Origin of the sequence: Arthrobacter sp., from assembly GCF_048266065.1 — a bacterium.
GTDB lineage: Bacteria > Actinomycetota > Actinomycetes > Actinomycetales > Micrococcaceae > Arthrobacter_H.
The window spans coordinates 35,260-49,448 of the sequence record NZ_JBLXAH010000001.1 but is presented as its reverse complement, the minus strand read 5'-3'; the positions used below and the strand labels follow the sequence as shown (position 1 = coordinate 49,448).

Genomic DNA, 14,189 nt, shown 5'->3' with positions numbered 1-14,189 from the left:
TCATCCGCCCTGCAGCAGGGAGGGGAGCTTATCGAACAGGTCGTGGGTGAAGAGCACCATTTCGGAGATCATCCAGTGCCCGCAGACGACCAGGGCAATGGCCACGGCGACGGCCTTGGGCACGAAGGACAGGGTGATCTCCTGGATCTGCGTCATCGACTGGACCAGGGAAATCGCGAAGCCGACGACCAGCGAGGTCAGCAGCACGGGGGCGGCCAGCTTGGCGGCGACCAGCAGGCCCGACAGCCCGATGTCCAGCACGGCATTGGTATCCATCTCAGCCACCACCCGCGCCGTAGCTGCCGATCAAGGCGGTGATGATCAGTCCCCAGCCGTCCACCAGCACGAAGAGCAGGATCTTGAAAGGCAGGGAGATCATGACCGGCGGGAGCATCATCATGCCCATCGACATCAGGGCCGAGGCGACCACCAGGTCGATGACCAGGAACGGCACGAAGATCACGAACCCGATGATGAACGCGGCGCGGAGCTCGGAGATCATGAAGGCGGGGATCAGCGTGGTCAAGGCGACGTCGGACGGCGAGGCGGGGTTTTCCATGCCTGCGGCCCGGGTCATCAGGGCGATGTCCTCCTCGCGGGTGTGGGCCACCATGAAGTCCTGCAGCGGAGCGACGCCCGTCGCGAGGGCCTGGTTCAGGTCCAGGGTGCCGTTCAGGTAGGGCTGGACGCCCAGGTCGTTCATCTGCGTCAGGACCGGGGCCATGATGAACAGGGACAGGAACAGCGCCAGGCCGGCGAGGACCTGGTTCGGGGGGATCGTCGGCAGTGCCAGCGCGTTGCGGGTCATCGCCAGGACCACGAAGATCTTCGTGAAGGACGTCATCATCAGCAGCAGTGCCGGTGCGACGGAGAGCAGCGTGATCGCGATGAGGGTGACCACGGCGGAGCTCGGCGTCCCGTTGGGGCCGTTGATGTCGATGGACAGTCCGCCGTTGTCGGTTCCGGGCGAGGGCTCGACGGGGGCCGCGTGGCCCGCAGCTGCGGTGGCCAGCAGCAGGACTGCCACCGCCAGCAGCAGCAGCGCCGCCAGCAGCAACCGGTGCGGGGTGCGGGTCCGCGCCGGCGTGGGAACGGTGGTCACGACGGGCCGCGGCGCCATGCCGCGGCGGCCTGTCGCCAGGTCTGTGCCGAGAGGATCGAACCGGCCAACGGGGAGCCGGGCTCCGTTCCGTCGGCTGCCGGGGCGGTGGTGCGTCCGAACCGCAGGTCGCGTCGGGTCAGGGGTGCCGGGGCATCGTCCCCGGCGGCCGGGTCCTGCGGCGATGCGGCATCGTCCGATGCCTCGAGGGGGTCGGTGGTCGCGGGGCGCCGGCCGCGCTGGCGGGCGTCATCGAGGTCCAGGGCGAACAGCCGCCCCCGCGCGCTGGCCGCGGGTTCGAGCTCATCGGCGACCGGGGCCGCGTAGCTGTCCAGGACGTTGACCGCTTGCTCCCCCACGCCGAGCAGGTAGCGTTTGCCGCCGACGTCCACCAGTGCCACCGAGGTCTTCGCGCCGATGCCCTGGCGGGCAACCACTGAGATCTCCCGGCGCTGTCCCGCACCACCGGCGCGGGGCACCAGCTTCCGGCGCAGGACATAGAGCAGCCCCAGGACCACCGCCAGGGAGACGATGACCCGCAGGACCAGGAACAGGTTCTCCAACTAGCCGAGACCTTCCGCGACGTCGAGGATCCGGGTGATGCGGATGCCGTAGTCCTGGTCCGTCACCACGACCTCGCCGTGGGCGATGAGCCGGCCGTTGAGCAGCACGTCGGCGGGGGCCCCGGCGGAGCGGTCCAGTTCCACGACGGTGCCCTGTTCCAGGTTCAGCACATCGCGGACCGCCATGCGGGTGCGGCCGATTTCCACGGTGAGGGCCATCTCGACGTTGTTGATGCGACCGAGGCGGGAACCGACGTCGTGCCCCGGGTCCTGGGAGCCGTTCACGGTCACATCGCGACCGGCGTGGTCGCGGATGCGCAGGCCGAACCAGCCGGCCGTCTGGCCCGCGGATTCCAGGGCGAAGACCACTGTCTCGGTGTCATCCAGCAGGGCTTCGGCGGTCGCTGCAGTGGCCGGGGACAGGACGCCGGTGCCGAGCACCCCGGTGGCCGCTTCCAGCGCCGGGCGCAGCACATCGGCGACGGAGATGAGCGAGGCGTCCATGCCCTCGGTGCCTGCGAGCAGGGACCCGTCCAGGTGGACGGCGACGTCGGCGGAGAGCTGCCCCACGAAGGTCGCGGTGACGGTTTCGCCCGAGCCGCCCAGTAGCGACCAGTCACGGGCACCGGTGTGGATGCGGGCGGTCAGCGTCCGGGTGGTGGGCAGCACGGCCGCAAGCGCCTCGGCCGCCGAGACATAGAGCTCGGTCGAGTGCAGGACCGGCTGGCTGGTCTGGTTGATGGTCATGCGGGGTTCTCCTCGGTGGAAACGATGACGGCGGCGATGCGTCCGTTGCGGGTGCCCACGGCGGCACGGCCGAGGCGGCGTCCGTCGACGCTGAGTTGCAGGGGCTGGTGGGAGGGGTGCGGCAGGGACAAGACGTCTCCCACCGACAGGTCGAGCACGAACTGCGGGGTGACCAGCTTGGGGGTCAGTTCCAGGGCGACATCAATCGGGATCGCCGCCAGTTGCCGGGCGATCCGCTCGGCGGGGGTGCCCGTGCCGGCGTCGGCGTGCTGGCTGGTGTGGGCCGCGTCGAGCTGCGGAAGCACCGCATCGGCGGGCAGCGCGATGGTGGAGATGATGCTGCGCTCCCCCACCCTCACGGTGAACGTGGCGACGATGAACACCTCTGATTTGGGGGCCGCCTGGGCGAATTGCGAGTTGTATTGCACGGTGTCGACCGTCAGCGGCGACTCGAGCAGCGAGCCCATCGAGTAGTGCAGGTCCTCGAGTGTCTCGTCGAGCATGCGGCGCAACAGGGTCAGTTCGATGCGCGTGAACTTTCGTTCCGGCACGTCGACGGGGGTCGGGCTGCCGAGCATGTGCGAGGCCCAGTTCAGCGCCCCGGCGGCGGGGAACTGCACCACTGCCTTGGCCTCCAGGCCCTCGATGTCGCACAGGATCATGGCGGTGGTGGCCGGAAGGTCGGAGACGTAGTCGTCGTAGGTGCTCATGCAGACACCGGAGAGGGTCACCTGTGACATGACCCTGACCTTGGCGGTCAGCTGGGTGCCCCATTGGCGGGCAAAGGTCTCGAAGGCCAGTTCGAGGATGCGCGAATGCTCCCGGGCCAGTGTGGCGGGACGACGGAAGTCGTAGACCTGCACGGCACGGGTGGGCGGGGATTCGGGATCGGGCGCTCCTACGGCGGGCCGGTCCACGGACGAGACTGTCACGGGGTCCACTATCGGACGGTTCCGCTCCCATGTAAGCGGTGCCTCGAAGGTTCCTGGCCGAACGCCCCTGCTACGAACGCGGGACCACGGAGGGCAGCAGCGAGCGCACGTTTTCGGGCTGGTCGGAGAGGACGACGACGTCGACCCTGCGGTTCAGGGCCAGGTTCTTCTTCCCGGGGACGGGGCGGGCATCCCCGTAGCCGACGGAGGCGATCTTGTTCCCGCGCACCCCGCCGTCCTCGACCAGGGAACGCAGCACCCGTGTCGCCCGGCTGGCCGAGAGTTCCCAGTTGGTCGGGTACGGGTCCACGGGTTTCACGACGTCCGCGAAGCCCTCGACCTCGAAGGAACGCTTGGTCGGGGCCAGCACGGGGGCGATGGCCTCCAGGACCTCGGAGGCATTGGCCGTCAGGTCGGCGCTGTTGGGTTTGAAGAAGGTCTCGGCACTGACCAGCCGGATGGTCAGCCCCCGTTGGTCGACGGTGAAGTCAGCTGCGCCCCGGTGTCCGGTCGCCGCCAGCCGCTTCTCGATCTTGCGGCGCAGCGCCTCCAGGTCGGCCTTCTCGGCTTCGGCGATCTTCATCAGGTGCTCGCGGGTGTCCTGTGCGACGTCCTGGTTGGTGAGCAGGCCCTTCTGGCCGGCGTCTTCCGGCGGCACGATGACACCTTCGGCGGTGTCAACCGTCTGCGACTGCTCCACGCCGAATCCGGTGGCCAGGGATGCCTTGAGCTTCTCGAATTTCGCGGTGTCAACGGTGGACATCGCGTACAGGACGATGAACAGGCACATCAGCACGGTGACCATGTCCATGTAGGAGGCCATCCAGCGTTCCTCTCCCCCGTGGCCCTCTTCCGGCTTCTTGCGCCGGCCGCCCCGGCCGCGGCTCATGCCGCTTCCTGCAGTCCATCCAGCGACGGGCCGTCGTCCTTGCCCTTGGACTTGCCCTCCGCCAGCTCGTGCGCGGGGACCATGGCGCGCAGGCGTTCGGCCAACAGCATCGGCTGGCTGCCGGCCTGGATGGAGAGCACCCCCTCCATCGCCAGGACCATCCGGTCGGCTTCGAGTTCCGAGAGCCGTTTGAGCCGGGCGCCGATGGGCAGCCACATGAAGTTGGCGGAGACCAGGCCCCAGAGGGTGGCCACGAAGGCCGCGGCGATCATGTGCCCCAACTCGTCGGGCTTGGAGAGGTTTTCGAGCACGTGGGTCAGCGAGACGACGGTGCCGATGATGCCGACGGTGGGGGCGAAGCCGCCCATGGTGGAGAAGAACTTGTGCCCGATCGCGTCGGTGCCTTCCTTCGTCGCGATGTCGTCCTCGAGCTGCAGCCGCAGGTCCTCGCCGTCGACGCCGTCTGCGAGGTTTTGCAGGGCACGCGCCAGGAACGGGTCCTTGGTTTCGGCGGCCTCGTGCTCCATGGCCAGCAGGCCGTCCTTGCGGGCGACCTCGGCGAGGGCCACCAGGCGGTCGATCAGGGCCTTGGGCGACTCGACCTTCCCCTTGAATGCCTTGGGCAGGGCCTTCACAGCGACCAGGGCGTCGCTGATCGTTCCGCTGGCGACGCCGACGGCGATGGTCCCGAAGAAGACCAGGATCATCGGTGCGGGAAGCAGGATGGATGTGACGTTGGCGCCCTCCATGATCAGCATCGTGAACATGGCGCCAAAGGCCAGCACGAGCCCTATAAGGGTTGCGGGATCCATGGGTTAAACCGTCCTCGGGCGCAGCGGGAGTGTTCCATCGGAGGTCGGGCCGGTGGGCGCCGTGGAGTCCAGCGTGCGCGCCGTGGAGACGACGCGGGCGCGGAATTGCGCGATCAGCTCAATGACCTCCTCCATCGGTTCCACCACCACGTACTTCGCGCCGTTCAACATGATCAGCACGGTGTCGGGGTTTTCCTGGATCCTTTCGATGAGGTCGGGGTTGATCGCAAAGCGGCTGGTGTTCAGCCGGGTCACGACGATCATGGGCCCGTCCTTTCAGACCACACTCTCGGCAGCCCGGGCGGCGCCGTTAGGCGCGTGACACCACCTCTCCCAGGTCTGCGTCACGGCTTCCGGCGCCGCGGTGGGGATCAGCGCTTGAGGTTGGCCAGTTCCTGCAGGACCTCGTCGCTGGTGGTGATGATGCGGGCGTTGGCCTGGAAGCCGCGCTGCGCGACGATCAGGTTGGTGAATTCCTGCGAGAGGTCCACGTTGGACATCTCCAGCGCACCACCGATGATCGAGCCGGCACCGCCCTGCTCTGCGGCGACGACCTGCATTTGGCCGGAGTTCGCGGTGACGGTGTAGCCGGAGTTGCCGGCCTTCTGCAGGCCCGCCGGGTTGGCGACGGTCCCCAGGGCGATGCGGGCGATGGGCGTCTGCGTCCCGTCGCTGAAGTTGCCGGTCAGGGTTCCATCGGAACCGAGCGTGTAGGACTCCAGATTCGGCAGGTTCGGGTCCAGCGTGATGCCGGTCAGCCCACCGGTGGTCTGACCGGTGGCGTCCAGGTTCCAGCCCTGCACGATTCCGCCGTCAGGGCTGGTCAGCTGGCCCAGTCCGTCGAAGTCGAAGGCCCCGGCCCGGGTGAGCGTGGTCGTGTTGCCCTGCTGGGTGATGAAGAAGCCGTTGCCGGAAATCATCATGTCGGTGGCCTTGCCGGTGCTCTGGGTGGAGCCCTGGCCGAAGTTGGTGCTGATGCCGGCGACCTGCACGCCGAGGCCGACCTGGGCGGGGTTGCCGCCACCGGCGCCGGCCTGCGGGGTCGTGGCGCCCTGGGTCATCTGGGACAGGGTGTCCTGGAACTGGGTGGAGGAGGACTTGAACCCGGCGGTGTTCACGTTGGCGATGTTGTTACCGGTGGTATCGAGCATGGTCTGGTGGGCGCGGAGGCCGGAGATGCCGGAATACAGCGAGCGGAGCATGATGTGCCTTTCAGCGGAGCGGTCGGTGGTGCTGGTCGGTGGTGGTGACGTGGTGGGTGTCTAGCTGGCTTCTGCCGGTGCATCGGCCGGTGCGGCGGCCGAGCGGATGGAGGCGATCTGCGAGTACGGGATCTGGGTGTCGCCGATGGTGACAGTGGGTTCGGCGCCGGCGAAGGAGACGGCGCTGACGATCCCCGTCCGGGGCGTGTCCCCCGCCGTGGTGACCTCCTGGCCCATGAGCGAGGCGGCGGCCGCGCGTTGTTGCATGGCCAACGCCGAATCCTGGGTCGAGCTCAGCGCGTTCAGCCGCTCCATGGAGGCCAACTGGGTGGTCTGGGCGATCATGTCGTTGGTGTCCATGGGCGAGCTCGGGTCCTGGTTGGCCAGCTGCGTGACCAGCAGGTGCATGAAGACCTCGCTGTCCATGGTCTGCTTGGGCGCGCGGACCGGCTGCGTGGTGGCGCCGAACTGGGTCGGCTCGATCGCTGGGACTGTCATGGTGATCCTTCCTAGGCCAACACGTCGAGGCGGGCGGGGTACTGGGTGGTGCCGGTGGATCCGGCCCCTCCGGCGGGCGGGGTGGGGACGGGTACGACGTCGGGGGCTGGGCCCCGCCCGCCGGTGCCGCTGTGCTGGCCCGGCGGGGTTCGCTGGCCGCCCGGGTGCCCTGGGGCACCCTGCTGCTGGCCGTTGCCGGGACTCGTGGGCTGCTGCCCGTTCCCCGTTCCCGGACCCGGATCATGACGGTCGGCGGTGGCCAGGCTGACGGACCCGTGGCCGAGAACTGCCAGATCGCGCCGCAGATCGCCGAGCAGGTTGCGCAGGGCATCCCGGCCGGCGTCCGTCGGTGCCGTCAACTCCACGCGCAGGCCCTCGGCTCCGAGGTGGGCCTTGACGGTGACCGGGCCGAGCCCGTCCGGGGCGACGTTGACGGTCATGGTCCGGTCACCGTGCGGGCCCGTGGCCAGGGTGGCGATGGGTCCGGCGAGTTGGCGGTTGAGGGGTTCGGGCTGCTGTGGTGCCGCGGCGGGGGCAACGGTGGGCACGGCGGGGGTCGGCTGGGGTGCCACGGTGAAGGGCACCGACTGGCTGCCGGGCGCGTGGACCGTGCTGGATGGTGTGGGCGTCGACGTCGAGGCAACGGGTGTCCCAGGCGTCACTGCGGTGGCGGCGTCATCTGCCGGGGCGGCGGGGACCGTGGTGCCGGGGATCGCGGAGAGGGCCGGGGCCGCGGAATGGCCCGTGCCGGTGGTGGCCTGGGGTGCCGACACCAGGGGGCCGGCCGGAGCACTGCCGACCGGGGCGGGCACCACGTTGGCCGGCGTTCCGGCCTGGTTGGTGGGTGCCGCCGGCGGCTGCCCCGTTGCCGGGACCTGGGCCGACGGCACGGTGCCGGCGGTCGAAGACTCTGCGCCTGCAGCATCGGCGGCCACGGGGGCCGTCGGATCTGCCGTCGCCGTCGCGTCGGTCTCCACCGCGACATCGGTAGTGGCGTCGGCGTCGGCGGTCTCCCCCGCGTCGGCCACGGTGGTCGGGGTACCGGGTACGGCGACGTCCGCCGGTGGCGTGATCTGGCTCGGGACCAGCAGGAGCGGTGCCGTGGTCTCGGAGTCGGTGGAAACGTCGGTGGCGGCGTCGGTAGCAGCGCCGGCTGCCGGTCCGCCGGCGGTGTCACCGGTGGTGTTCGCGCCGACGGTTTCGAGGTGCCCGGCGAGGGTCGCGCCGAAGGAGGCACCGGCGTCGTGCGCGGCGGTGGTCCTGCCACCGGACGCCGAACCGCTGGCGGACGTACTGGCCGGGGCCTGGGCCAGGGCCAGGGTGCTCATCAGGGCGTTCACGATGCTGCCCCGGCGAAGGCCGCCTGCTGCAGGGCCAGGGCTGCCGCGCCACCCGATGCCGCGGCCGGCGTCGCGGCGACGGGGGCCTCGGCCGGGACGATCCGGCGGATGGTCATGATGTCCTTGTCCTTCTCGAACAGTTCGCGGATGCTGACCTTTTCGCCGGGGCGGGGTGCGTGGATCATCTGGTTGTCGCCAAGGTAGATGCCGATGTGCTTGCCGTTGCGCAGCACCAGCAGGTCGCCCGGTTTGGCCTGGGCCAGTGAGGGGACCTCGGTGCCGACGGTGGCCTGTTGGCGGGCGACGCGGGGCAGGTCGATGCCGAGGTCGCGGAAGGTATGCTGGACCAGGGAGGAGCAGTCCAGCCCGATCGCCGGGTTGTTCCCGCCCCAGACGTAGGGCACCCCGAGGTACTTCTTCGCGGTGGCCACCACATCCGCTCCGGTGGTGGAGCCGTGCTTCTTCACGGGTCCGACCGCGTCGGTGCCGGCGGCACCCTTGGTGGCGGTCGCGGCCGACGGGTCGGTCTTCAGCGCGGTGGCCAGTGCCCCGGTGAAGGCGTCGGCGTTCGTGGTTCCATTGGTGCCGGCCAGGGTGGTCGCCGCCAGCTGCGCGGCGGCGGAGGCTGCGGTGTTCGGCGAGGACGCGGCGGCGGTCGAGGCGACCATGGTGGTGCGCTGGGTGGCACCGGAGACCTGGGCCAGGGTCGACTGGATGGTGGTGATGCGCCCGAGCGCTTCGGTGATGCTCATGACCGGTGGTCCTTTCCTCGTCGTGACCGGGACGCCACTTCATCCAGTGCCGCCTGTTCGCGGGCCAGGTCCTCCGCAGTAAGCGCGGCCTGGTGGCGTTCGCCGAGCTTCTGGAGCACCAGTGCGTCGCGGCGGGCCAGCCGGTAGCCGTCACGGGCCGCGTCGGCCTCCTCGGCCAGGCTCTCCACGAGGGAATCCAGTTCCAGGAGCATGCCGCGGGTGGAGGCCCGCACGGCGGCCACCGCCTGCAACGCCTCGACCCCGTCGGCCTCCATCGGCATCGCCTCGGCGCGGGCGCGCAACCGGTTGACGCGTTCGTGCCCGTCGCGCAGCCCGGAGTTGGCGGCGGCGAGCTTGCCGGCGGCCTGGGCCTCCTGGAATTCGCGCAGGCGCAGCAGGCCGGCCAGGCGGAAGGCGCGGGACATCAGGCCACCCCCATGCCGCGCACCAGTGCTGTGAGTTCGGACCAGGCAGCCGTGGCGGGAACTGGAGCATCGAGCCGCTGGCAAAGGAAGGAGTTGATGTCCTCCTCGTGGTCGACGGCGGCATCGACCAGCGGGTTGGTCCCACGCTGGTAGGCACCGACGTCGAGCAGGTCCTGGGCCGCCCGGCGCGCTGCGAGGATGCGGCGCAGCGAGGCCGCCGTGGCGACGTCGTCGCGGGTGGTGACGCGGGAGGCCACCCGGGAGACGGAGCCGAGGATGTCGATGGACGGGAAGTGCCCGGCGACGGCGAGCTTGCGGTCCAGGACCACATGCCCGTCGAGCAGGGAGCGGGCCGAGTCGGCGATCGGTTCGTTGTGGTCGTCGCCATCGACCAGGACCGTGTAGATCCCGGTGATGGACCCGGTGGCGTCGGTTCCCGCGCGTTCGAGCAGCCGGGCCAGCAGCGAGAAGGTCGACGGCGGGTAGCCGCGGGTGGCCGGTGGCTCGCCGGCGGAGAGGCCGATTTCCCGCTGGGCCATGGCCACCCGGGTCAGCGAGTCCATCATGAGCAGCACGTCGGAGCCGCCGTCGCGGAAGTGCTCGGCGATGCGCGTGGCGGCGAAGGCGGCACGCAGGCGCATCCTGGCGGGTTCATCGGAGGTGGAGACGACGACGATGGACCGGGCCAGGCCCTCGGGTCCGAGGTCCTCCTCGAGGAATTCGCGCACCTCGCGGCCGCGCTCGCCGACCAGGGCGATGACGTTGACCTCGGCGTTCGTGCCGCGGGCGACCATGGACAGCAGCGAGGACTTGCCGACGCCGGAACCGGCGAACAGTCCGATGCGCTGGCCGCGCCCGACGGCCGTCATCGTGTCCAGGGCGCGGACCCCGAGCTGGAGCTGTTCGCTGATGCGCGTGCGCTCCATCGGCGAAGGCGGTTCGTTTTCCAGGGCGACCAGTTCGTGGCCGGCCAGCGGGCCCTTGCCGTCGATGGGACGGCCGAGTCCGTCGATGACCCGGCCCATGAGCCCGTGGCCCACCGGGATGAGCGCCGGGCGTCCGGTGGTGTGGACCTCGTCGCCGGCGGAGATCGATTCGAGGGCGCCCAACGGCATGCAGTGCAGCGTGGCGCGGGTGGCGGCGACGACCTCTGCGGGGATGCGTGCAGCACCGATGTGCACGACGGCGCCGACCGGGCAGGCCAGGCCGGAGACCTCGAGGCCGAGGCCCAGGATGGAGGTCACGACGCCGACGCGGGCCGGGCGGGCCGCGGCCAACAGGGTGGGCAGATCGCGCAGCCTGGATCCCGCCGTCGTACGGTTCGGTGCCGTCAGGGTGCTCATGCGTCGTCACCGCGCAGGGCGTCGCGGCAGCGGGCCAGGGCCGCGGAGATGCGTGCGTCCAGGTAGCCGTCGTCGAACTCGGTGATGGCGTCCCCGCGCCGCAAGGAGGGGTCCGCGACGAGGGTGATGCGCTCGTCGAGGTGCAGGCCGGCGGGCAGGGCGGCCAGGTCCTCGGGGTGCAGGCGCACCGCCTGGGTGGTGGAGGTTTCGATGCCCGCCAGGGCGCGGGTGAGGGCGGCGCGGGCACCGTGCTCGGTGTCCAGCAGTTCGGTGCCGAGCACCGCTTCGGCCAGTTCGAGCGCGGAGGCGGCCAGCAGCTGCGCGGCGTCCTCGACGATCGGCAGGGTGCAGGCCCGCAGTGCCGCGGAGGCGCTGTCCAGGGTGGCCACGGCTGCCTCGAGGCTGCGGCGGCGTTCGGCCTCGGCGTCCTCGTGGCGGCGCTGCAGGGAGGCGCGCAGTTCGCGCACATCGGCCTCGGCGGCCCGCCGGCCGGCGGCATAGCCCGCGGCGTAGCCGCTGGTGCGGGCGGCCGCGGATTCGCCGGCGGAGGCGACCGACGCGAGGGTGGAGAAGACGGCGGGGCGGAAATCGCCGGGGGCGGAGGCGGCCGCGGCAAACGGTTCAGAGTACATAGTCGTCCTCATCCCCGCGTTGCACGGTGATCTCGCCGTCGGACTCGAGCTGGCGGATGGAGCGCACGATGTCGGCGCGGGCCTGTTCGACCTGCGAGACCCTGACCTTGCCCATGGCCTCGATCTCCCCGTTGAGGATCTCCTGGGTGCGGTCGGAGATGTTCGCGCGGATCGTCGCCACGACGGGTTCCGCGGCACCCTTCAGGGCCAGGGCGAGGATCTTGGGGTCCACGCCGCGCAACACGCGCTGGACGTCGCGGCGGTCGAACTTCACCAGGTCGGCGAACGTGAGCATCCGCGACCTGACCTCTTCGGCCAGTTCGGGGTCGTTGGCGTCCAGGCTGGCCAGCAGGTCCCGTTCCATGGCGACGTCGGAGCGGTTGATGATGTCCACCAGCGGCTGGATGCCGCCGACGACGTCGACCTCCTCGCGTGGGCCCACCATGGAGCCGGCCCGGGAGCGCAGGGCCTCGGCGACGATCCTGACGTATTCCGGGGACGCAGATCCCATGGTGGCCAGGGCGCGGGCGACGTCGGTGCGCAGCTCGGATTCGAAGCCGGCGAGCACCGCGGAGCCGATGTCCGCGGGCAGGTGGGCGATGACCAGCGCAATGGTCTGCGGCAATTCGCCGTCCAGCAGCGAGACGATCTGGGTCGCCTCGGCCGAACCGAGGAACTCGAAACTGCGTCCCGCATGGGTGCTGGCGATCCGGTCCAGCGTGGAGGAGGCGCGTTCGGAACCGAACGATGCCTCCAGCAGGCCGGCGGCGAAGTCCTTGCCGCCGCGGGCGCCGGCCTTGCCGGTGCTGGTCAGCTCGTGTACTTCGTCCAGGGCCCGTTCGGCGACGTCGCTCTCCACCCGGCGCAGGCGCACCAGTTCGGCGGCGATCTCATCGGCCTCGGCCTCGGAGAACTGGCGCATGACGGCCGCTGCGTTGGCGCGGTCCATCTGCATGAGCACCACGGCGACCTTCTGGGTGCCGGTCAGCTGCGTGATGGCTACCTCGGCGGGCGGGTTCATGCGTTGGCCCGATCATCCATGACGGTGCGCAGGTAGTCGGCCATCATGGCGGGGTCCGAGGCTGCCATGGCGTCGAGTTCGGAACGCTTCCGGGCGGCGTCGACGTCCGCCCCGAACCCCGCACCCGGTGCCGGGACCGGGATGGGTGCGGCCACTGCCGAGGGGACCGGAATGGAGGGGATGGAGGTGGTGGACGGGGCGTCGAGGGACTGGAAGGTGTCCTGCAGGGGTTCGTATTCGTGGAACTCCCCGATGTCCAGCGGCTCGCGGTTCGCCTTGTTGCGGCGGCGGAACAGGATGACGGCCAGCACCAGCAGCAGGGCCAGCACCGAGGCACCTGCGATGACCAGGGTCCGCGTCAGTTCCGCCTGGCGGGCCGCCTCGGCATCGGCGTTGGCCGCGGCCAGGGCGTCCTGCGCGGCCGTCGCGTCGGTGGCATTGAACGGGATGAGGTTCACGCTGACCAGGTCGCCCCGGGCCTTGTCGACCCCGGCAGCTGCACTGATCATCTCGGTGACCTGCTTGACATCCAGTCCCGGCGCTGCGTTGGCGTCCAGGGCCACGGAAATGGTCTGGCGGGTCAGCGTTCCGGCGGGTATGGTGCGGTCCTCGGTGACCTTGTTGACGGCGTTGGTGCGGTCGCTGTTCTTGGAGGTGAAGGTGCCGTCGCCGTTGGCGTTCTCCGGCACCGCGATGTTGTCCGGCCCCAGGACGCCGGCACCGGTTCCGTTTCCGGCGCCACCCGCGTAGTTCTCGGTCTTGGTCGATTCGGTCAGGGCGGGCTTGCCCTCGGGGTCGGTGAAGGACTCCTCCTTGCGTTGCGCCGATTCCATGCTCATGTCGGCCGCAACGGCGACGGTGGCGTTGCCCCGGCCGACCACACGGTCCAGCATGCCCTGCACCGCGGCCTGGGTCCGCTCTTCGTAGTCGGAGGATTGGGCGTCCACTCCCCCGGTGGCTCCCACGCCGACGGCGGAGAGCAGCGTGCCGGCGGCGTCGACGACTGCCACGTTGTCCGGCTTGAGCCCGTCGACGGCGGCTGAGGTCAGGTGCACCACTGACTGGACCTGGTCGCGGGTCAGCGTGGTCCCGGGGGTGGTTTCGACGAAGATCGAGGCGGTCGGGTCCACCTTGGAATCCACGAAGACGGTCTCCTCGGGGATGGCCAGCTTCACCGAGGCCATCTTGACGCCGTCCAGCGCCTCGACGGTCTTGGCCAGTTCGCCCTCGAGCGCTCGCTTGTAGGTGACGGACTGCTGGAATTCGCTGGAGGTGACCCCCATGTTGTCCAACAGCGAGTAGCCGGCCTGTCCCGCGCCGGCGGTGGGCAGGCCGGCGGCTGCCGCCTTCAGCCGCGCGTCGTACACGTTCTCCTGGGGGACCATGATGGTGGAGCCGCCGCTGGAGAGCTCGTAGGGGACGCCGTCGGTCTTGAGCTGGTCCACGATCGCCGAGGCATCGGCACCGTCCAGCCCGCTGAACAGCGGCGAGTACTTCGGCTGAGTGGCGTAGGTGGCCAGGGCGATGCCGCCCAGCACCAGCACGGCAATGCCGATGATCGCGATGGTGCGTTGGCCAATGGTGAAGCCGCGCAGGGTGGTGCCCAGCTTGGCCAGCGGCGCGGGAACGTTTGCCATCAGGCCTGCATCCTCATGATCTCGTTGAACGCTTCGACACCGCGGTTGCGGAACGTGGCTGCCATTTCCAGGGCGATGGACGCACGGCTGGAGGCCAGCGTGGCGGCGTGGATGTCGGTGAGGTCACCGGTGACCGCCTTGATGGCCAGGTCGTTGGAGGTGGCTTGCAGCGACTGGACGTTGTCGATGGCCCCGGTCAGCGAGGTCGCGAACTGCGAACCGTCGGTCGAGGGCATCTCGGTCTTGCCGGCATAGCCGGTGGCGGTGGTGGGCGAAACCCCCATGACAGGGGGGATG

18 protein-coding genes are annotated in these 14,189 nt (G+C 70.1%); all 18 read right to left on the bottom strand.

The genetic code is table 11. The features are described from left to right. The gene (gene fliQ / locus ACN0TP_RS00280; protein ID WP_417215275.1) at window positions 1-276 is read right to left on the bottom strand and encodes a flagellar biosynthesis protein FliQ; all 276 of its coding nucleotides are present in this window, start codon (window positions 274-276) and stop codon (window positions 1-3) included. A gap of 1 nt (window position 277) precedes the next feature. Then, on the bottom strand, window positions 278-1,120 hold the full coding sequence (gene fliP / locus ACN0TP_RS00275; RefSeq protein ID WP_417215273.1) for a flagellar type III secretion system pore protein FliP: 843 nt from the start codon (window positions 1,118-1,120) through the stop codon (window positions 278-280). Beyond that, the gene (locus tag ACN0TP_RS00270; RefSeq protein WP_417215271.1) at window positions 1,099-1,662 is read right to left on the bottom strand and encodes a FliO/MopB family protein; all 564 of its coding nucleotides are present in this window, start codon (window positions 1,660-1,662) and stop codon (window positions 1,099-1,101) included. Before ACN0TP_RS00270 ends, fliP begins: the two co-directional genes overlap by 22 nt. Continuing rightward, window positions 1,663-2,409 (bottom strand): flagellar motor switch protein FliN, encoded by a 747-nt coding sequence (gene fliN, locus ACN0TP_RS00265; RefSeq protein ID WP_417215269.1) that lies wholly within the window; start codon window positions 2,407-2,409, stop codon window positions 1,663-1,665. Further along, entirely contained in the window at window positions 2,406-3,341 is a 936-nt protein-coding gene (locus tag ACN0TP_RS00260) for a flagellar motor switch protein FliM (protein WP_417215267.1), read from the bottom strand. Before ACN0TP_RS00260 ends, fliN begins: the two co-directional genes overlap by 4 nt. A gap of 70 nt (window positions 3,342-3,411) precedes the next feature. Continuing rightward, on the bottom strand, window positions 3,412-4,230 hold the full coding sequence (locus tag ACN0TP_RS00255; protein WP_417215265.1) for an OmpA/MotB family protein: 819 nt from the start codon (window positions 4,228-4,230) through the stop codon (window positions 3,412-3,414). Next, the gene (locus ACN0TP_RS00250; RefSeq protein WP_417215263.1) at window positions 4,227-5,042 is read right to left on the bottom strand and encodes a motility protein A; all 816 of its coding nucleotides are present in this window, start codon (window positions 5,040-5,042) and stop codon (window positions 4,227-4,229) included. The genes ACN0TP_RS00255 and ACN0TP_RS00250 overlap by 4 nt, the downstream gene beginning before the upstream one ends. A 3-nt stretch (window positions 5,043-5,045) precedes the next feature. Beyond that, window positions 5,046-5,306: a flagellar FlbD family protein gene (locus tag ACN0TP_RS00245; RefSeq protein ID WP_417215262.1), complete on the bottom strand. Its 261-nt coding sequence runs from the start codon at window positions 5,304-5,306 to the stop codon at window positions 5,046-5,048. 107 nt (window positions 5,307-5,413) lie between these two features. Next, entirely contained in the window at window positions 5,414-6,244 is an 831-nt protein-coding gene (locus ACN0TP_RS00240; protein ID WP_417215260.1) for a flagellar hook-basal body complex protein, read from the bottom strand. Window positions 6,245-6,304: 60 nt separating this feature from the next. Beyond that, entirely contained in the window at window positions 6,305-6,742 is a 438-nt protein-coding gene (locus ACN0TP_RS00235) for a flagellar hook assembly protein FlgD (protein WP_417215258.1), read from the bottom strand. An 11-nt stretch (window positions 6,743-6,753) separates the two neighbouring features. Continuing rightward, window positions 6,754-8,070, bottom strand: coding sequence for a flagellar hook-length control protein FliK (locus ACN0TP_RS00230; protein WP_417215257.1), 1,317 nt, complete (start codon window positions 8,068-8,070; stop codon window positions 6,754-6,756). Between the two features lie 8 nt (window positions 8,071-8,078). Then, entirely contained in the window at window positions 8,079-8,834 is a 756-nt protein-coding gene (locus ACN0TP_RS00225) for a C40 family peptidase (protein WP_417215255.1), read from the bottom strand. Beyond that, window positions 8,831-9,259 carry a flagellar export protein FliJ gene (fliJ, locus tag ACN0TP_RS00220; RefSeq protein WP_417215253.1) on the bottom strand — a complete coding sequence of 143 codons (429 nt, stop codon included), beginning with the start codon at window positions 9,257-9,259 and terminating at the stop codon, window positions 8,831-8,833. Before fliJ ends, ACN0TP_RS00225 begins: the two co-directional genes overlap by 4 nt. Further along, window positions 9,259-10,602, bottom strand: coding sequence for a FliI/YscN family ATPase (locus tag ACN0TP_RS00215; RefSeq protein ID WP_417215252.1), 1,344 nt, complete (start codon window positions 10,600-10,602; stop codon window positions 9,259-9,261). The genes fliJ and ACN0TP_RS00215 overlap by 1 nt, the downstream gene beginning before the upstream one ends. Further along, complete coding sequence (locus ACN0TP_RS00210) at window positions 10,599-11,234, bottom strand: FliH/SctL family protein (protein WP_417215250.1); 636 nt, start codon at window positions 11,232-11,234, stop codon at window positions 10,599-10,601. The genes ACN0TP_RS00215 and ACN0TP_RS00210 overlap by 4 nt, the downstream gene beginning before the upstream one ends. Then, window positions 11,224-12,255 (bottom strand): flagellar motor switch protein FliG, encoded by a 1,032-nt coding sequence (gene fliG, locus ACN0TP_RS00205; protein ID WP_417215249.1) that lies wholly within the window; start codon window positions 12,253-12,255, stop codon window positions 11,224-11,226. The genes ACN0TP_RS00210 and fliG overlap by 11 nt, the downstream gene beginning before the upstream one ends. Next, window positions 12,252-13,892, bottom strand: a complete 1,641-nt coding sequence (fliF, locus tag ACN0TP_RS00200) for a flagellar basal-body MS-ring/collar protein FliF (protein ID WP_417215247.1) — start codon at window positions 13,890-13,892, stop codon at window positions 12,252-12,254. The genes fliG and fliF overlap by 4 nt, the downstream gene beginning before the upstream one ends. Next, window positions 13,892-14,176 carry a flagellar hook-basal body complex protein FliE gene (gene fliE, locus ACN0TP_RS00195; RefSeq protein ID WP_417215245.1) on the bottom strand — a complete coding sequence of 95 codons (285 nt, stop codon included), beginning with the start codon at window positions 14,174-14,176 and terminating at the stop codon, window positions 13,892-13,894. Before fliE ends, fliF begins: the two co-directional genes overlap by 1 nt. Between the last annotated feature and the right edge of the window lie 13 nt (window positions 14,177-14,189).